Here is a 17,973-nt window from a genome sequence, read left to right on the forward strand (position 1 = left end):
CGGCGCGGGGCCGGTCTCAGCTCTCGGTGCGGGCGAGCTCGTCCTCGAGGGACGCGCGCAGCTGCTCCTCGAGGGCCTCGACGCCCACCTGCTGGATGATCTCGAAGAGGAATCCGCGCACGACCAGGCGGCGTGCCTGGTCCTCCGGGATGCCGCGGGACATCAGGTAGTACAGGTGCTCGTCGTCCAGCTGGCCCGTGGTGGAGGCGTGGCCTGCGCCGGCGATCAAGCCGGTCTCGATCTCCAGGTTCGGCACCGAGTCCATACGGGGGCCGTCGTTGAGGATCAGGTTGCGGTTGAGCTCGTAGGTGTCCGTGCCCTCGGCCTCCGCGCGGATCAGGACGTCCCCGACCCACACGCCGTGGGCGTTCTCACCCTGCAGCGCGGACTTGTAGTTCACGCGGGACTTGCAGCGCGGCACCGAGTGATCCACGAACAGGCGGGACTCAAGGTGCTGGCCCTCGTCCACGAACGTGAGACCGTACATGGCCACGTCGCCGCCGGTTGCGGTGAAGCGGGTGGACGGCGTGACGCGCACGAGGTCCCCTCCGAGGCTCACGAGCACGTGCTTGAACGTGGCGTCCTTGCCCAGGCGGGCCTGCTGCGAGGACGCGTGGACGGAGTCGTCCGTCCACTCCTGCAGCGAGACCACGGTGAGGGAGGCGCCGTCGGAGACGGAGAACTCCACGTTCTGGGACAGCACGGCCGTGCCCACGTGGCGCAGCACCACGAGCGCGCGGGAGTTCTCCCCCGCGTCGATCACCACGTGCTGGGCCGCCGGGCGGTCCGACTCGCCGGTGAACGTGACGATCAGGGGCTCCTGGACCTCCGCGTCACGGGGGATCGAGATGACGGTGGCCTCGCGGAAGGAGGACCACGCGTTTGCGGAGACCCGGTCCTCGGGGATGCCGGCCGAGCCGATGCGGGCGTCGTCGCGGGGCACCGAGGTGACCTCCACGGCGTCGCCCCCGGTGACGGAGACCGCGGGGGCTGGACCGTCCAGGGCGGCGTCGTCGAGACCGCGCAGCCGCTTCAGGGGCGTGAAGCGCCAGTCCTCGAGCGTGCTGGTCAGCGGCGGGAAGTCCGCGACGTCGTAGGACGTGAAGCGCCCGGCGCGCGAGGAGTCGGGCACACCCGAGATGTCACCGTGCTGCGTGTGCCTGATCTCGGGCTCACCAGCCTGGTTGCGGCCCTCCTGCAGGGTCTCGCCCTCCTGGCTCATGCCGGGGATGGCCACGCGGTCCTCACCGGTGGGGACCCCGCCCACCTCCTCGCTCGTGTCCTGGGTGTCGCGGGCGGTCTGATCAGTGGTGGACATATCAGCCAACGGATCCTTCCATTTGCAGTTCGATGAGACGGTTGAGCTCGAGGGCGTACTCCATGGGCAGCTCGCGGGCGATCGGCTCGACGAAGCCGCGGACGATCATCGCCATGGCCTCCTCCTCCGGCATGCCGCGCTGCATCAGGTAGAACAGCTGCTCCTCGGAGACTCGCGAGACCGTGGCCTCGTGGCCCATGGTGACGTCGTCCTCACGGATGTCCACGTACGGGTACGTGTCCGAGCGGGAGATCGTGTCCACCAGCAGGGCGTCGCAGACCACGTTGGACTTCGAGTGGGTGGCGCCCTCGCGCACCTGCACCAGTCCGCGGTAGGCCGAGCGGCCGCCGTTGCGGGCCACGGACTTGGAGACGATCGAGGAGGACGTGTTCGGGGCGATGTGCACCATCTTGGAACCCGTGTCCTGGTGCTGGCCCTCGCCCGCGAAAGCGATCGACAGGGTCTCGCCGCGAGCGTGCTCACCGGTCATGTAGACCGCCGGGTACTTCTGCGTGACCTTGGAGCCGATGTTGCCGTCGATCCACTCCATGGTGGCGCCCTCGTGGGCGATCGCGCGCTTGGTCACCAGGTTGTACACGTTGTTGGACCAGTTCTGGATGGTCGTGTACCGCACGCGTGCGTTCTTCTTGCAGATGATCTCCACCACGGCGGAGTGCAGCGAGTCCGTCTTGTAGATCGGCGCCGTGCAGCCCTCGATGTAGTGGACGTAGGAGTCCTCGTCCGCAATGATCAGCGTGCGCTCGAACTGGCCCATGTTCTCCGTGTTGATGCGGAAGTAGGCCTGCAGGGGAATGTCCACGTGCACGCCCTTGGGCACGTACACGAACGAGCCACCTGACCACACGGCGGTGTTCAGCGCGGCGAACTTGTTGTCGCCCACCGGGATCACCGTGCCGAAGTACTCCTCGAAGAACTCCGGGTGCTCCTTCAGCGCGGTGTCCGTGTCCAGGAAGATCACTCCCTGCGCCTCGAGATCCTCGCGGATCTGGTGGTACACCACCTCGGACTCGTACTGGGCGGCCACACCGGCCACCAGGCGGTTGCGCTCCGCCTCCGGGATGCCGAGCTTCTCGTACGTATTGCGGATGTCGTCCGGCAGCTCCTCCCAGGAGCCGGCCTGCTGCTCGGTGGAGCGCACGAAGTACTTGATGTTGTCGAAGTCGATCCCCGAGAGGTCCGCGCCCCACGTGGGCATGGGCTTGCGGTCGAAGAACTTCAGGCCCTTCAGACGCAGCTGCGTCATCCAGTCCGGCTCGCTCTTCTTGGCCGAGATGTCCCGGACCACCTCTTCGTTGATGCCGCGGCGCGCGGAGGCGCCGGCATCGTTCTTGTCGGACCATCCGTACTGGTACTGCCCGATCCCCTCGAGCTCCGGGTTCATCTCCAGGATCTCGGAAATCGTGGTGTCGCCTGTCATGTCGCCCGCGGTCTCCGCGGGCACGATGCGCTCGGTCATGACAACCCTCCCTGTCGTGCGGTTGTGTGGTTGGTGGAGTGTGTGGATCCCGCGCTGCGAAGCTGCAGCGGGACGTGTGTGGTGCAGACGTGGGCCCCGGCCGCCATGGTGGACAGCCTGCGGACGTCCACGTCCAGCAGCTCGGAGATCAGCTCCGTCTCCTGCTCGCAGAACTCGGGGTGCTCGTTCGCGATCTCCTGGATGGGACAGTGGCCCTGGCACAGCTGGGCGGAGCGCAGCGCCACGCCCTTGGGGCCCCGCGGCGTGACCGTGGTGTGGGAGGCCACGAAACCGTCGCGGCTCATGGCTGCGGTGAGGGCGCTGAGGCGGTCCTCGACGTCGTCCCCGGCCGCTTCGACTTGCGGGCGGTAGCGCTCGCGCATCTGGTCCATGTGGCTTACGACGAACGCGCGGAGAAGCTCGTCCCCGCCCACCCGCTGCATCGTGTCGATGGCTTCCCGGGCCAGTCCCAGGTAGTCGTGGCCGAGCTGCTCGTGGCCCCCGGGGGCGACGACGTAGCGCCGGGCGGGGCGCCCCGCGCCGGAGCGCGTACTGCGCACCGGGGAGACCTCGATGATCAGTTCGGCCTCGAGCGCGTCCAGGTGGCGGCGCACGGCGGCCGGGGTGAGGCCGAGGTCCTTGGCGATCTGCGCCGCCGAGATGGGGCCGTGGGCGAGCACCAGGGAGAGCACCCGCGAACGGGTGGTGTCGTCCTGCTCCGAGCGGACCGCGGGTGCGCGGTCCGTGGCCGGTGAACTCATGCTCCGTGCAACATCCTTACGGGAGAGAGGTGAGTGGGGTGCGTTCGGCGCACCTGTCCGTCCCGGGGACGGCACCGCGCGCTGAACACGCAATACACAACGAGCGTATGCCTTATTCCATTCCCGTCAAAACGCTCCCGGTGCTCCGCGCCGCGCCCGGGAGCGGCCGTCCGGCACCCCCGCGCGCCGCGACGTCGTTCCCGGCCGCCGTGGCCGCGGGTGCTGCCGCGGGTCCGGCCGAGGTCCTAGACTGACCGGGTGCAGACCCCGCCCCACCCAGCTCCCGCCAGCCTGGACCAGACCTCCCGCCCCGCCCCCGTGGCCCTGCAGGTGGACGGTCTCGTGAAGACCTTCGAGGGCCGGGGAGAACCCGTCCGTGCCGTGCGCGGACTGAGCATGGCGGCGCACCAGGGCAGGATCACCGCCCTGCTCGGGGCCAACGGCGCTGGCAAGACCACCACCCTGCAGTGCGCCCAGGGGCTGCAGCGGCCCACCTCCGGCAGCGTCCGGCTGCTCGGTGAGGACCCGTGGCAGGCCTCGGCCCAGTTGCGCGCCCGCGTGGGCGTCATGCTCCAGGACGGCGGACTGCCCCAGTCGGTGCGCCCGGGAGAGCTGCTGCGGCACGTGAGCCGGCTCTACGCGGACCCGGTGCCCCTGGATGAGCTCGTGGAGCGGCTGGGCATCGGCCCGTTCCTCGGCACCGGCATCCGGCGCCTCTCCGGGGGCCAGAAGCAGCGCGTGGCACTGGCCGCCGCGCTCGTGGGCCGCCCGGACGTGCTGTTCCTGGACGAGCCCTCCGCCGGGCTCGACCCGCGCTCGCGCAACATCGTCTTCGACCTCGTGCAGCAGCTGCGCGACTCCGGCGTCTGCATCATCCTCACGACCCACCTCATGGACGACGCCGCCCGCCTGGCCGACTACGTCTACATCGTCAACCGCGGCACCGTGGCTGTGCAGGGAACGGTGTCCGAACTCGTGAGCGCCGAGCGGGAGGCACCTCTCGTGATGACCGTGACCCTCGCGCCGCAGGACGCGCACAGGCTGCGGGAGGATCCGCCCTGGCGCACGCCACGGTTCACGGACGTGACCTGGAGCGTCAAGGACCGCACCGTGACCCTCACCGGCCCCCTCGACGGCGCTCGCGTGCGCGAGGTCACGGGGTGGGCCACACTGGACGACCGACTGCCGGAGGCGCTGAGCGTGCAACCCCGATCCCTGGAGGACGTGTTCCTGGAGGTCTCCGGCGGTGATGTCCGATGAGCAGAACGCAGCACCTCCCCACTGCGGGCACTGCACCGCAGTCCCACCAGCTGACCGGCAGCGCCTCGCAGCGTCCCCGGGCGGCGTCGCTGTCCCGGCGCGTGCTGGCCCAGGCCCTCTTCGAGACCATGACCATGGTCCGCAACGGCGAGCAGCTGCTGCTGCTCGTGATCCTGCCCGTCATGGCGCTGGTGGGGCTGACGTTCACCGATCTTCTGGACCCCTACCGCGTGGACGGTGCCTCCCGCGTGGACGTGGCCGTTCCGGGCATCCTCGTGCTGTGCGTGATCTCCAGCGCATTCTCCGGGCAGGGCATCCAAACCGGTTTCGACCGCCGCTACGGGGTGCTGCGCCACCTCTCCACGACCCCGCTGGGACGGTCGGGGCTCATCGCGGGCAAGCTGCTGGCCATCCTGGCCGTGCTCGTCCTCCAGTACCTCGTGATCGCCGCCGTGGCCGCGTGGCTCGGGTGGCGACCCTCCGGTCTCGCGGTGCTGGGTTCGATCCCCCTGCTCGTCCTGGTGGCCGTCACGTTCACAGGCCTGGGGATGCTCATCGCCGGCACGCTGCGGGCCGAGGCCACCCTCGCCGTCCTCAACGTGGTGTGGGTGGCCCTTGCCGCGGGAGGTGGCGTCCTCTTCCCGCTCACCGCTCTGCCCGGCTGGCTCTCCCGGCTCGTGGCGCTGCTGCCGTCCTCGGCGGCGGGTGAGCTGGTGCGCGAGTGCTTCCTGGGGACACCGGCCACCCTGGCGCCGCTGCTCGTGCTGGGCGTGTGGGCGGTCCTCAGCTGGGCCGCCACCGTCAAGTGGTTCCGCTGGGTCTGATCGCAGGGAGGCACCTGATGTCCCCGCCGGGTCCGGGCACTCCGGGGACCGTCCGGCGTGCCTGAGACATCCCTGGGTCCTCGGGGGTTCCCAGGCCGCGCTGGCTACACTGGGAGCGTCTTCGTTCCCACTGCCCCTGGATGCACCGCTCATGTCTGACGCCGCCGCCCGTACCGCCACCGACTCCTTCTGGTGGCCCAGCACCGTGACCCCGTGGGTGCGGCGACTCGCCGTCGCCTCCCTGCTCACCAACTCGCTGCTGATCCTCACCGGTGGGCTCGTGCGGCTCACGGGATCGGGGCTGGGATGCCCCACATGGCCGCGCTGCTCGGCGGAGTCCTGGACGAACACCCAGGAGATGGGCATCCACGGGATCATCGAGTTCGGCAACCGACTGCTCACATTCGTGCTGGCGGTGGTCGCGGTGCTGATGTTCCTCTCCGTGATGCGGATGGTCCGCACGCACCCGAAGCTCTTCTGGCTCGCCCTCGCCCTGGGCATCGGTATCCCGCTGCAGGCGGTCGTGGGCGGGATCACCGTGCTGGTGGGCCTGCACCCGCTGATGGTGGGCGTGCACTACCTGATCTCCGCGGCCATGATCTCGCTGTCCACGCTGCTCGTGCTGAACACGCGCCGCGAGGGGCTCTCCGCCGTGGCGCACGACCAGCGTCCGGGTCAGCTGCACTCCTCCCGCACCGCCGTGCTCGTGCTCGGCATCCTCACGGGGCTGCTGAGCGCAGTGATCCTCTACGTGGGCACTCTCGTCACGGGCACCGGCGTGCACGCCGGGGACGACTCCAGCGCCCGCCTGGCCTTCGACTCCGTGGCCATCACGCGCGCCCACGCCGTTCCCGTGTACCTGCTGACCTTCACGGTCCTGGCCGGGATCGTGCTGTGCACGGTCAAGGGACTGCCCACGGTGCTGCGCAACGCGTACCTGATCATGGCTGCGATCATCGTGGCCCAGGGCCTGGTGGGCTACTACCAGTACTTCAACCACGTGCCGATCCCCGCGGTGGCCCTGCACATGGTCCTCTCCGCCGTGGTGATCTGGGCTGCCACGCGCGTGGTCTCGTTCTCCGTGTACCTCGCTCAACCCGAGCACGCCCACGCGGCCCCCGTCGACCTCGGGGAGAAGAACGACGCCGCGGCGCAGCCCGTCGGCTGAGCCCGGCGTCCTGCCGCGGGGGTTGCGGACCGGGTGCCAGGGCAGTTCTCGTCCCGGCGCGACATCGCCGGAGCAGGATCGCTCGGGCGGGTCCCGTTCCCGGGGGTCCAGAACGTGGGCGCCCCGTCACTCGACCCGGGGCACCCCCGGGCCCGGTGACGGGCCCTCGCACGCTCAGCGCGACGTCGTCGACGGCGCCGTCTCACGCAGGCGCGCCACTGCCGTGGCGAGGGCGTCCCGGCTGTGGGACGGAATGGGCAGCAGGGGCCGGCGCGGGGCGCTCGTGCGCACACCGCAGACCTCCGCCAAGGCGTAGAGCACCGACAGCGGGCGTTCGTGGCCCATCAGCTGCATCAGCGGCCGCAGGGCCCGGCTCCACGCGGCGGCGTCCTCGGTCCTGCCCTGGGTCACTGCCTCGTGGAAGGCAACGAACTCGGGAGCCAGCAGCGCCGCCATGCCGCTGTGCCACGCCGCATCCGGGTGCTCGTCCACGATCAGCTGGTCACGACTTGCACCGTGCACGGTGCCGGGCTCCGACTGCTGGGCGAAGAGCAGCTGCCGCGAGTGGAAGAGCCTGCCGGATGCGGCGGTGTCCTTGAACGCGACCACGTTGTCCAGCCAGGACAGCTCCGCCGCGAGCTCGACCGGGTACGTGAAACCCGTGGTGGAGGGGTTGTTGTACAGGCACAGCGGCAGCGAGACGGCCGAGGCGACCGTTTCCACCTGGTCCGCGATCTCCTGCGACACCAGGGGAATGTAGCTCACGGGGCTCAGCACGAGCCCGTCCGCACCGTTGTTCTCCGCGGAGTAGGCGAGCTGAAGCACCTCCCGCGTGGTGATGGCCGAGATACCCACCCCCACCGGAACACCCGAGCCGGAGGCGGCCCTCACGGCCGTGCGCACGACGTCGGCGCGCTCCTGCGCGTCGAGGTAGGCAAAGAGCCCGGACGTTCCGAGGACGACGATGCCGGAGACGCCGCTGTGCGCGAGCCGCGCCACTGTGCATTCCAGGGAGTCGAGGTCCAGGGCGCCGCCGGGGTGCAGGGGGGTCACGGGATAGGCGGTCACGCCTGAGAACGTCATGGAGAGCATGGGACAAGTTTAGGTGAGCCTTACCGGTACCGGGCATCGACCGGTCGGATGATCCGACCGTGGCCGTTCAGGGCGAGCGCCCTACGGCGGGTGCAACCCGTAGTCTGAGCCGTGGCCCGCGCGGCTTCTGCGGACACGAGGGTGTCCGCGCAGCGACTAGAAGATGGGGCCGCCGACGAACGGGTCCAGCGCCACACCCACGAACACGAACGTGATGTAGGCGATGGAGCCGTGGAAGACGTACATGGCCTGCTTCAGGGTCGGCTTGCCCGCGGTGGCCAGGCCGTAGAGCTTGTGGCAGTGGTACGTGAACCAGCCCCCGGAGACCAGCGCAATGATGCCGTACACCCAGCCTGCCCCGCCCACGGGGATGAGCAGTAGCGAGCAGATCACGGTGGCCCACGCGTAGAGGACCACCTGGGCGCCGACGGTGCGCGCGGTGTCCACGGCGCCGAGCATGGGGACGCCCGCACGGGAGTAGTCCTCCGCGTACTTCATGGACAGCGGCCAGTAGTGAGGGGGCGTCCACAGGAAGATGAACGCGAAGAGCACCAGAGCCGGCCACTCGAGGGTGCCGCGCACCGCCGCCCACCCGATCAGCACGGGCATGCACCCCGCGATGCCGCCCCAGACGATGTTCTGGGCGGTGCGGCGCTTGAGGACGATCGAGTAGAACACCGCGTACAGGGCGATCGCCACCACACCGAGCACGCCGCACAGCACGCTCACGCCCAGAGTCAGCCAGGCCACGGCCACGGCGGAGAGCACCCAGGCGAAAACGAGGGCCTCGCGGTCGCTGACCTCACCCGTCACGAGCGGCCGCTTGGCCGTGCGGCGCATGAGCCGGTCCTCGTTGCGGTCGATGTAGCAGTTGAACGCGCCTGCGGCCCCGGCCGCGAGTGTGCCGCCCACAAGGGTGTTGAGCACGAGCCACAGGTTCGGCACACCCTGCTGGGCGAAGAACATGGTGGGGATGGTGGCCACCAGCAGCAGCTCGATGATCCGGGGCTTCGTCAGTGCCACGTAGGCCTTGATCTTGCGACCGGCCGTCATGGGGCCCTCGTACCCGACGGGCGCGACCTCCGAGATGCGACTCCCGGTGGCTCCGTGGCCGTGCGACGCGGGGGATCCCGAGGAGTCCGGGTGCGTCGCGGTGTCGAGGTGATTCACGGAATCGATGCTCCAAAGAACGTTGGTGGCCGGCCCGGGGGCGGCGTTGAACGGGCGGGGCGAGACGGGCTCGCACCGACACCCGGTCGCCAGTATAGCCGCCTGCGCCGCTCAGGGGCGCGGTGACGAGGCCCACGGTGAGCCGTGAGCGATCACCCGGGGCCACGTCCCTGACGCTCGCGGTCCCGCCGGACTAAGGTTGAGCGCGGAACAGGCGTTGCGGCCGGACCACCGTGGCCACGGAACGGGACCGGGCAGCGCCGCGCACCATCCACTCCCACGAAAGGGGCTCGCCACCGTGCCGAACCTTGATCAACCGTTGAACTGGACCGAGCAGGACGCCCGCGCGGTGGACACCGCCCGTGTCCTCGCCGCCGATGCCGTGCAGAAGGTCGGCAACGGCCACCCGGGCACCGCCATGTCCCTGGCCCCCGTGGCGTACATGCTCTTCCAGAAGGTGATGCGGCACGATCCCTCGGACGACCGCTGGACCGGGCGCGACCGCTTCATCCTCTCCCCCGGGCACACCTCCCTCACCCTGTACCTGCAGCTGTTCTTCTCCGGCTACGGCCTGGAGATGGAGGACCTCGAGTCGCTGCGCACGTGGGGCTCCAAGGTTCCGGGCCACCCGGAGTACCGCCACACCACGGGCGTGGAGATCACCACCGGTCCGCTGGGCCAGGGCCTGGCCTCCTCCGTGGGCTTCGGCTACGCGCAGCGCTACACCCGCGGTCTCTTCGACGCGGACGCCCCCGCCGGTGAGTCGCCGTTCGACCACAACATCTTCGTGATCGCCTCCGACGGAGACCTCGAGGAGGGCATCACCTCCGAGGCGTCCTCCCTGGCCGGGACCCAGCAGCTCGGCAACCTCGTGGTGATCTACGACGACAACAAGATCTCGATCGAGGACGACACCAACGTGGCGTTCAACGAGGACGTCCTGGCGCGCTACGCCGCGTACGGCTGGGACACCGCTCGCGTGGACTGGCGCAACGGCGGTGAGTACAAGGAGGACGTCGAGGCCCTGTACGACGCCGTGGTGGCGGCCACCAAAGTCAAGGACAAGCCCTCGATCATCGCCCTGAGCACGATCATCGGCTGGCCCTCCCCCACCAAGCAGAACACCGGCGGCGTGCACGGCTCCGCCCTGGGCGCGGAGGAGGTCGCGGCAACCAAGAAGATTCTGGGCTTCGACCCCGAGAAGTCCTTCCAGATTGAGCCGGAGATCCTCGCGCACGTGCGCGAGGTGGCCGAGCGGGGCAAGCAGGAGCGCGCCGAGTGGGAGAAGTCCTTCCAGGCGTGGCGCGAGGCCAACCCGGAGAAGGCCGAGCTCTACGACCGGATCAAGAACGAGGAGCTGCCCGAGAACTACGCGGCCGCGTTCCCCACCTTCCCCGCGGGCAAGGCCGTGGCCTCCCGCAAGGCCTCCGGCGAGGTCATCAACGCCATCGCCGGGACCTTCCCCGAGCTGTGGGGGGGCTCCGCGGACCTCGCGGGCTCCAACAACACCACGATCGAGGGTGCGGACTCCTTCATTCCGCAGAGCCGCTCCACGGCCAAGTGGAAGGGCTCCCCGTACGGCCGGGTGCTGCACTTCGGCATCCGTGAGCACGCGGCCGCGGCGATCGTCAACGGCATCGTGATGAGCAGCCAGACCCGGGCCTTCTCGGGCACGTTCCTCATCTTCTCGGACTACCAGCGTCCGGCGGTGCGCCTGGGTGCGCTCATGAAGGTGCCGTCCATCTACGTGTGGACCCACGACTCGATCGGCCTCGGCGAGGACGGCCCCACGCACCAGCCCGTGGAGCAGCTCTCGGCGCTGCGTGCGATCCCGGGGCTCGACGTCGTCCGGCCCGCGGACGCCAACGAGACCGCCGTGGCCTGGCGCACGATTCTCGAGAACCACGAGCACCCGGCAGGGCTGGCGCTGACGCGCCAGGATCTGCCCACGGTTCCCCGTGAGGATCTGCACCCGGAGTACGACGGTGAGAAGTTCGCCTCCGCCGAGGGCGTGGCCCGCGGCGGCTACGTGCTCGCGGACACCGAGGGCACCCCTGACGTGGTGCTTATCGGCACGGGTTCTGAGGTCCAGCTGGCCCTCGAGGCCCGGGAGCAGCTCGCGGCGAAGGGCGTTGCGGCCCGCGTGGTCTCCATGCCCTGCCGCGAGTGGTTCGACTCACAGGACGAGCAGTACCGCGAATCGGTCATCCCGAAGGCCGTCAAGGCCCGCGTGAGCGTTGAAGCTGGGATCCGCATGTCGTGGAACGACCTGCTCGGCGACGCCGGCCGCGCCGTGTCCTTGGAGCACTTCGGCGAGTCCGCCGACTACCAGACGCTCTACCGCGAGTTCGGCATCACGTCCGAGGCCGTGGCACAGGCAGCCGAGGAGTCCATCGCCGCCGCGAGGTGACCCCGCAGCTCAGCACAGCAGCAGTCGTGGGCGGGGCTCCGGCCCCGCCCACCACACCCCAGATGCTCTTCTCTCACGAATCGAGGACAGAGAACATGACCACCCCCACCCAGAAGCTCTCCGACGCCGGCGTCTCCATCTGGCTCGACGACCTCTCCCGCCAGCGCCTCACCAGCGGCAACCTGCAGGAGCTCATCGACACCAAGAACGTCGTCGGCGTGACGACCAACCCCACGATCTTCGCCGCGGCGCTCGCCAACGGCGAGTCATACCGCGAGCAGGTCGCGGCGCTCGCCGCCGAAGGGGTCTCGGTCGACGACGCCGTGTTCCGCATCACCACGGACGACGTCCGTGAGGCGTGCGACCTCTTCGCCCCCGTGGCGGAGGCCACGCAGGGTGTGGACGGGCGCGTGTCCATCGAGGTGGACCCCCGCCTGGCGCAGGACGCCGACGCCACTGCCTCGATGGCGCAGAAGCTCTCCCAGACAATCGACCGCCCGAACGCGCTGATCAAGATCCCCGCGACCGAGAAGGGCCTGCCCTCGATCGCGGCCACGATCGCGGAGGGCATCTCCGTGAACGTCACGCTGATCTTCTCGCTCGAGCGTTACCGCGGCGTCATCAACGCCTACATGGAGGGTCTCGAGCGTGCGCTGGAGAACGGCAAGGACCTCTCCACGATCCACTCCGTGGCGTCCTTCTTCGTTTCCCGCGTGGACACCGAGGTCGACAAGCGCCTGGACGCCGTCGGTTCCGCGGAGGCCGTGTCCCTCAAGGGCAAGGCCGGCCTGGCCAACGCGCGTCTCGCCTACCAGGTCTACGAGCAGTCGCTCCAGACCGAGCGCTGGAAGCGTCTTGCCTCCGCCGGCGCCAACCCGCAGCGTCCGCTGTGGGCCTCCACCGGTGTGAAGGACCCCAACCTGCCGGACACCCTGTACGTGACCGAGCTGGTGGCCCCCAACACCGTGAACACCATGCCGGAGAAGACGCTGGACGCCACGTACGACCACGCGGACGTCACAGGTGACACCGTGAGCGGCACCTACGAGGAGTCCGCCGAGGTCCTCGACGCGGTTGCCCGTCAGGGCGTGTCCTACCGGGAGGTCGTGGAGCTGCTCGAGACCGAGGGCCTCGAGAAGTTCGACAAGTCCTGGGAGGAGCTGCTCGAGACCGTGCGCACGGCGCTCGACGCCGCGAGCTGACCTCGTCTCGCCGCCCGCGGCTGTGCAGGAGCACCCGGTGCCCCACGACCGCGGGTGGCGGTCCCGTTGCAGCACCACTTCCGGGCGGTGCGGCCCAGCCGCTGCACCGCCCACCCACCACGTTTGAGGAGGCTCCCCGTGAGCTCATTGTCATTGCAGGCCGCCGGTGCCGCGCGAGAGGCGATCGACACGAACGTCCCCCGCCTGGTCGCCGAGAATTTCGCGTCCAAGCTTTTTGCGCAGGACCCCGCCCTCTGGGGCGCCGCCGCGGAGCAGGAGGCGGCAGTCCGCCTCGGGTGGACGGACGCCGTGAGCGTCTCCCGTCCGCTCGTACCGGAGATCGAGGAGTTGCGGGACGACTTCGCCCGCGAAGGTGTCACGCGTTTCGTGCTCGCGGGCATGGGCGGTTCCTCCCTGGCTCCCGAGGTGATCACCCGCAGCGCCGGCGTGGAGCTGTTCGTGCTGGACTCCACCGACCCCGAGATGGTCACCAAGGCGCTCGAGGACCTCGAGCACACCGCGCTGATCGTCTCCTCCAAGTCCGGCTCCACGGTGGAGACGGACTCCGCGCGCCGAGTGTTCATCGACGCTTTCCAGCGCGCCGGGTTGGACGCCCCTTCGCGGATCGTGGTGGTCACGGACCCGGGCTCCCCCATGGACTCGGCCTCGCGTGAGGCGGGCTACCGCAAGACCTTCAACGCGGACCCGAACGTGGGCGGGCGCTTCTCCGCGCTCACGGCGTTCGGACTCGTGCCCTCCGGACTCGCCGGCGTGGACGTCGCGGCGCTGCTCGACGACGCCGAGGAGGCCGTCGAGATGCTGCGCGAGGACGACGAGAACAACATCGGCCTGCAGCTCGGTGCCGCCCTGGGCGGTACCTCACCGCTGCGCGACAAGATCGTGCTCGTGAACCAGGGCGCGCCGTTCGTGGGCTTCGCGGACTGGGCGGAGCAGCTGATCGCCGAGTCCACCGGCAAGTCCGGCACGGGCGTGCTGCCCGTGGTCGTGCACGACGGCGCCCCCGAGCTGACCTCCGGCGCGTCGGACGTGCTGGTCGTCTCGCTCGTGGCTGAGGAGGACGTGGACCCCGAGCAGTCCGAGGGGGTGCGCGTGGCCGGTTCGCTGAGCGGCCTCATGGTGGCCTTCGAGGTCGCGATCGCGGTGGCGGGCCAGCTGCTGGGCATCGACCCGTTCGACCAGCCGGACGTCGAGTCCGCCAAGGCGGCAACACGCGAGCTTCTGGCCTCCAAGCCCGAGCCCTCACCCGCGGCCGCCACGGACGGGGAGATCGAGATCCGCGGCGCCGAGGACGTGCTGCGCGGCGCGACCACCGTGCCCGCGGCCCTCTCGGCGCTTCTGGAGCAGCTGCCTGAGGACGGCTACGTGAGCGTCCAGGCGTACTTCGACCGGCTCGGCTGGACCGAGCTGGAGTCCGTGCGGGACGTGCTGGCGCGGCGCACCGGGCGTCCCGTGACCTTCGGGTGGGGCCCGCGTTTCCTGCACTCCACCGGCCAGTACCACAAGGGCGGTCCCGCCCAGGGTGTCTACGTGCAGATCACTGCGGCCACGGACACGGACGTGGACATCCCCGGCATCCCCTTCACCTTCGGCGAGCTCATCAACGCGCAGGCGGACGGGGACGCCACCGTGCTCGCCGAGCACCACCGCCCTGTCCTGCGGCTGCGGCTGCTGGACCGGGAGGCCGGGGTGGCCCAGCTGCTGCGCGCGGCGTCCGAGCTGTGATCCCCACCCGACAACCCGCGAACGGACGGCGAGCCTGTGCCTGAGAACACCCAACACAACCCCCTGCGTGATCCACGCGACCGGCGTCTGACACGCGTCGCGGCGCCGTCGGCCCTCGTCCTCTTCGGCGTCACCGGCGACCTCGCGAAGAAGAAGCTGCTGCCGGCCATGTACGACCTCGCCAACCGCAGCCTGCTCCCTCCGGCCTTCTCCCTCGTGGGGTTCGGCCGGCGGGACTGGAACGACGCCCAGTTTGCGGAGTACGTCAAGGAGCACGTCGCCGAGCACGCCCGCACGCCCTACAACGAGGACCTCTGGAACCAGTTCGCCTCGGGGCTGCGGTTCGTGCACGGCGAGTTCGACGACGACGACGCCTACGTGCGTCTCGCGCAGACGCTCGACGAGCTCGACCGCGACCGCGGCACCCGCGGCAACCACGCGTTCTACCTGTCCATCCCGCCCAAGACGTTCGAGGTGGTGTGCCAGCAGCTGGCGGACCACGACCTCGCGGACTCGCAGGACAGCAAGGGCTGGCGGCGGGTGGTCATCGAGAAGCCGTTCGGCCACGACCTCGACTCCGCCCGGGAGCTGAACGCGATCGTGGAGCGGGTCTTCCGCCCGGACAGCGTGTTCCGCATCGACCACTACCTGGGCAAGGAGACGGTGCAGAACATCCTGGCGCTGCGCTTCGCCAACCAGATGTTCGAGCCCCTGTGGGACGCCCGGTACGTGGACCACGTGCAGATCACAATGGCCGAGGAGATCGGCATCGGCTCCCGCGCCGGTTACTACGACGGCGTGGGTGCGGCCCGTGACGTCATCCAGAACCACCTGCTGCAGCTGCTGGCGTTCACGGCCATGGAGGAGCCGGCCTCGTTCAGCGCGCACAACCTGCGCCGGGAGAAGGCCAAGGTCCTCGAGTCCGTGGTGCTGCCCTCTGACCTCGGTGAGCACTCGGCCCTGGGCCAGTACACGTCCGGTCTGCAGGGCGGCGAGTTCGTCAAGGGCTTCCACGAGGAGTCGGACATCCCCGCTGACTCTCGCACCGAGACCTTCGCGGCCCTGCGCGTGGACATCAACAACCGCCGCTGGGCGGGCGTGCCGTTCTACCTGCGCGCGGGCAAGCGGCTCGGCCGGCGGGTCACGGAGATCGCGGTGGCATTCAAGAAGTCCCCGAACCTGCTCTTCCGGGACACGGACAACGAGGAGTTCGGCCAGAACGCCATCGTGATCCGCATCCAGCCGGACGAGGGCGTGACCATCCGCTTCGGCTCCAAGGTCCCCGGCACGCAGTCGGAGATCCGGGACGTCACCATGGACTTCGGCTACGGCCACGCGTTCACGGAGTCCAGCCCGGAGGCGTACGAGCGGCTGATCTTCGACGTGCTGCTGGGCGAGCCGCCCCTGTTCCCGGACCACTCCGAGGTGGAGCTGTCCTGGAAGATCCTGGACCCGTTCGAGAACTACTGGTCCGAGCACCAAGTGCAACCCGAGCCGTACGCGCCCGGTTCATGGGGTCCGGAGTCGGCCCACGAGTTGATGGCCCGTGACGGCCGGGTCTGGAGGCGACCGTGATTGTTCAGATGGAGAACACCACCGCAGCGAAGATCGAGAAGAAGCTCAACCAGCTGCGGGACGAGAACGGCGTGGTGACGCTCGGGCGCGTGCTCACGCTGGTGATCCTCGCGCAGGCGGGGCACTCGGAGATGGCGGTCGAGGCGGCGAACTACGCGAGCCACGAGCACCCGTGCCGGATCATCGTGCACGTGGCGCACTCGCGCACGGACGAGACCCGCCTGGACGCGCAGCTGCGCGTGGGCGGCGACGCTGGCGCGTCGGAGGTCATCCTCATGCACGGCTACGGCGACCTCGCCGAGCCCACGGAGACCCTCGTCTCCGCGCTGCTGCTGCCTGACGCCCCCATTGTGGCGTGGTGGCCGCACGACTTCCCGCAGAACCCCAGCGAGAGCTCGATCGGCAGGATCGCGCACCGACGCATCACGGACTCATCCCGCGCAGACGAGCCGTTCGCCTCGCTCACGCAGCTCGCGCGGCAGTACACCCCCGGCGACACGGACCTCGCGTGGACGCGCATCACGAACTGGCGCGTCCAGCTCGCGGCGGTCCTCGACCAGGTGGGCCCCGTTGCAGTCAGGGAGATCGTGCTCGAGGGCAACGCCGTGGCACCGTCCATGCTGCTGCTGGGCGTGTGGCTCTCGCAGCGGCTCGGGGCCAAGGTCACCATCCGCACGGACGGCTCCGGCCGGGCCCTGGACCGCGTTGCCCTGCTCACGGACCAGGGCGCCGTGGAGATCAACCGCCCTGGCCGCACCGTTGCCGTGCTCTCCCAGCCTGACCAGCCGGACCAGCAGATCGCCATGCCCGTGCGAGACCTGAAGACCTGCCTGGCCGAGGAGCTGCGGCGGCTCGACGCGGACGAGGTCTACGGCGAGGTGATCCGCGCGGGTCTCGACGCCGCGGAGGTCTGCACGGCGGCCCAGGCCAAACAGGAGGTGGGCGACGTCGTCGAGGCCGAGGACGCCGTCGTCGAGACCGGTTCAGAGCACATGACGGCGGAAGCAGCAGACCGGGGTGGGGCTGCTGCCCGCGACGGTGAGGGGGACACCTCGACGTCGGGGTCTGACGAGGCCGACGGGGCGGTGCGCCCATGAGCGCGACCCTGCCGCCCCAGCCGCGACTGGTCCCCCACGACGGGGAAGACCGCCTCGCGCGGGACACAGCCGCCCGACTCTTGGAGGTCTTGGAGGCCGCCCAGGACGAGCGCGGAGAGGCCACGGTGCTGCTCACCGGCGGCGGCATGGGCACGCGTGTGATCGGTGAGGTCGCCGCGAGCCCGGATGCCGCGCTGATCGACTGGTCGCGCGTCAACGTGTGGTGGTCCGACGAGCGCTTCCTCCCCGGCGCGGACCCCGAGCGCAACGGGGTCCAGGCCGCGGACGCGTGGGACGAGACCCTCGAGCTTGACTGGGACCGTGTGCACCCCGTGGCCGGTTCGGATGAGATCAGCACCGCCGACGAGGCCGCGGCCGACTATCGCGCGGAGCTTGCAGCGGCCGCGGAGGCCGAGGGCTCGACCGGGGACCTGCCGTACGTGGACGTCGCCCTCCTGAGCCTGGGTCCGGACACGCACGTGGCGTCCCTGTTCCCGGGGCGGAAGGACGTGCTGCGCACCGACGCGACCGTGTTCGCGGTCGCCGACTCCCCCAAGCCCCCGCCCGAGCGTGTGACGATGTCCCTGCCCGCGATCAACTCCGCGCACAAGGTCTGGCTGCTCGTCTCCGGCGCTCCCAAGGCTGACGCCCTGGCGAGCATCCGCCGTGCCGGTGTCACGCCGGTGGAGGCGCCGGGCAGCGCGGTCCGTGGCACTCAGGAGACCCTGTGGCTCGTCACCGAGGACGCGCTGCCGGGGGTACCGGAGGACCCGGACGGATCGTCCGCGCAGTCCGAGGACTGAGCAGGGGACCCGTGTTGGCCACGACGAAGGCCCGGACCGTGACGGTCCGGGCCTTCGCTCTGTGCCAGTGCCT

The 17,973-nt window shown here is 70.0% G+C and carries 14 protein-coding genes; 9 read left to right on the forward strand and 5 right to left on the reverse strand.

Annotated elements, in window-relative coordinates:
- Window positions 1-16: 16 nt before the first annotated feature.
- From sufD to FS770_RS00165, 3 genes are read right to left on the reverse strand one after another with little or no spacing between them, the layout of a single operon-like run.
- A complete protein-coding gene (gene sufD, locus FS770_RS00155; RefSeq protein ID WP_145009175.1) occupies window positions 17-1,318 on the reverse strand; it encodes a Fe-S cluster assembly protein SufD in 1,302 nt (433 codons plus the stop codon).
- A 1-nt stretch (window position 1,319) separates the two neighbouring features.
- Window positions 1,320-2,795: a Fe-S cluster assembly protein SufB gene (sufB, locus tag FS770_RS00160; protein WP_094394012.1), complete on the reverse strand. Its 1,476-nt coding sequence runs from the start codon at window positions 2,793-2,795 to the stop codon at window positions 1,320-1,322.
- Window positions 2,792-3,556: a helix-turn-helix transcriptional regulator gene (locus FS770_RS00165; RefSeq protein WP_094394014.1), complete on the reverse strand. Its 765-nt coding sequence runs from the start codon at window positions 3,554-3,556 to the stop codon at window positions 2,792-2,794. The genes sufB and FS770_RS00165 overlap by 4 nt, the downstream gene beginning before the upstream one ends.
- A gap of 258 nt (window positions 3,557-3,814) precedes the next feature.
- On the opposite strand from FS770_RS00165, the gene FS770_RS00170 reads away from it, so the two are divergent.
- The 3 genes from FS770_RS00170 to FS770_RS00180 all read left to right on the forward strand — a co-directional run bounded on the left by FS770_RS00170 (window position 3,815) and on the right by FS770_RS00180 (window position 6,808).
- The gene (locus FS770_RS00170) at window positions 3,815-4,816 is read left to right on the forward strand and encodes an ABC transporter ATP-binding protein (protein WP_244944651.1); all 1,002 of its coding nucleotides are present in this window, start codon (window positions 3,815-3,817) and stop codon (window positions 4,814-4,816) included.
- A complete protein-coding gene (locus FS770_RS00175; RefSeq protein WP_145009177.1) occupies window positions 4,813-5,640 on the forward strand; it encodes an ABC transporter permease in 828 nt (275 codons plus the stop codon). Before FS770_RS00170 ends, FS770_RS00175 begins: the two co-directional genes overlap by 4 nt.
- 151 nt (window positions 5,641-5,791) lie before the next feature.
- Complete coding sequence (locus tag FS770_RS00180; protein WP_144942661.1) at window positions 5,792-6,808, forward strand: COX15/CtaA family protein; 1,017 nt, start codon at window positions 5,792-5,794, stop codon at window positions 6,806-6,808.
- Window positions 6,809-6,982: 174 nt separating this feature from the next.
- On the opposite strand, the gene FS770_RS00185 is transcribed toward FS770_RS00180, so the two are convergent.
- The gene (locus tag FS770_RS00185) at window positions 6,983-7,900 is read right to left on the reverse strand and encodes a dihydrodipicolinate synthase family protein (protein WP_144942660.1); all 918 of its coding nucleotides are present in this window, start codon (window positions 7,898-7,900) and stop codon (window positions 6,983-6,985) included.
- A 156-nt stretch (window positions 7,901-8,056) separates the two neighbouring features.
- Complete coding sequence (locus tag FS770_RS00190) at window positions 8,057-8,953, reverse strand: heme o synthase (RefSeq protein WP_094394788.1); 897 nt, start codon at window positions 8,951-8,953, stop codon at window positions 8,057-8,059.
- A gap of 415 nt (window positions 8,954-9,368) precedes the next feature.
- Here FS770_RS00190 and tkt point away from each other — a divergent pair, with 415 nt between their 5' ends.
- The 6 genes from tkt to pgl all read left to right on the forward strand — a co-directional run bounded on the left by tkt (window position 9,369) and on the right by pgl (window position 17,900).
- Window positions 9,369-11,480, forward strand: a complete 2,112-nt coding sequence (gene tkt / locus FS770_RS00195) for a transketolase (RefSeq protein WP_094394023.1) — start codon at window positions 9,369-9,371, stop codon at window positions 11,478-11,480.
- A 95-nt stretch (window positions 11,481-11,575) separates the two neighbouring features.
- Window positions 11,576-12,682 carry a transaldolase gene (gene tal, locus FS770_RS00200; protein ID WP_126874270.1) on the forward strand — a complete coding sequence of 369 codons (1,107 nt, stop codon included), beginning with the start codon at window positions 11,576-11,578 and terminating at the stop codon, window positions 12,680-12,682.
- A 138-nt stretch (window positions 12,683-12,820) separates the two neighbouring features.
- Window positions 12,821-14,425, forward strand: coding sequence for a glucose-6-phosphate isomerase (locus FS770_RS00205; RefSeq protein ID WP_145009179.1), 1,605 nt, complete (start codon window positions 12,821-12,823; stop codon window positions 14,423-14,425).
- 36 nt (window positions 14,426-14,461) lie between these two features.
- Window positions 14,462-16,000 carry a glucose-6-phosphate dehydrogenase gene (zwf, locus tag FS770_RS00210; protein ID WP_144942658.1) on the forward strand — a complete coding sequence of 513 codons (1,539 nt, stop codon included), beginning with the start codon at window positions 14,462-14,464 and terminating at the stop codon, window positions 15,998-16,000.
- Complete coding sequence (locus FS770_RS00215) at window positions 15,997-17,097, forward strand: glucose-6-phosphate dehydrogenase assembly protein OpcA (protein ID WP_313960153.1); 1,101 nt, start codon at window positions 15,997-15,999, stop codon at window positions 17,095-17,097. The genes zwf and FS770_RS00215 overlap by 4 nt, the downstream gene beginning before the upstream one ends.
- Window positions 17,094-17,900 (forward strand): 6-phosphogluconolactonase, encoded by an 807-nt coding sequence (gene pgl, locus FS770_RS00220; RefSeq protein ID WP_145009181.1) that lies wholly within the window; start codon window positions 17,094-17,096, stop codon window positions 17,898-17,900. The genes FS770_RS00215 and pgl overlap by 4 nt, the downstream gene beginning before the upstream one ends.
- Window positions 17,901-17,973 lie beyond the last annotated feature (73 nt).

This window comes from Kocuria salsicia, assembly GCF_007681555.1.
Taxonomy (GTDB): Bacteria; Actinomycetota; Actinomycetes; order Actinomycetales; family Micrococcaceae; genus Kocuria; species Kocuria salsicia.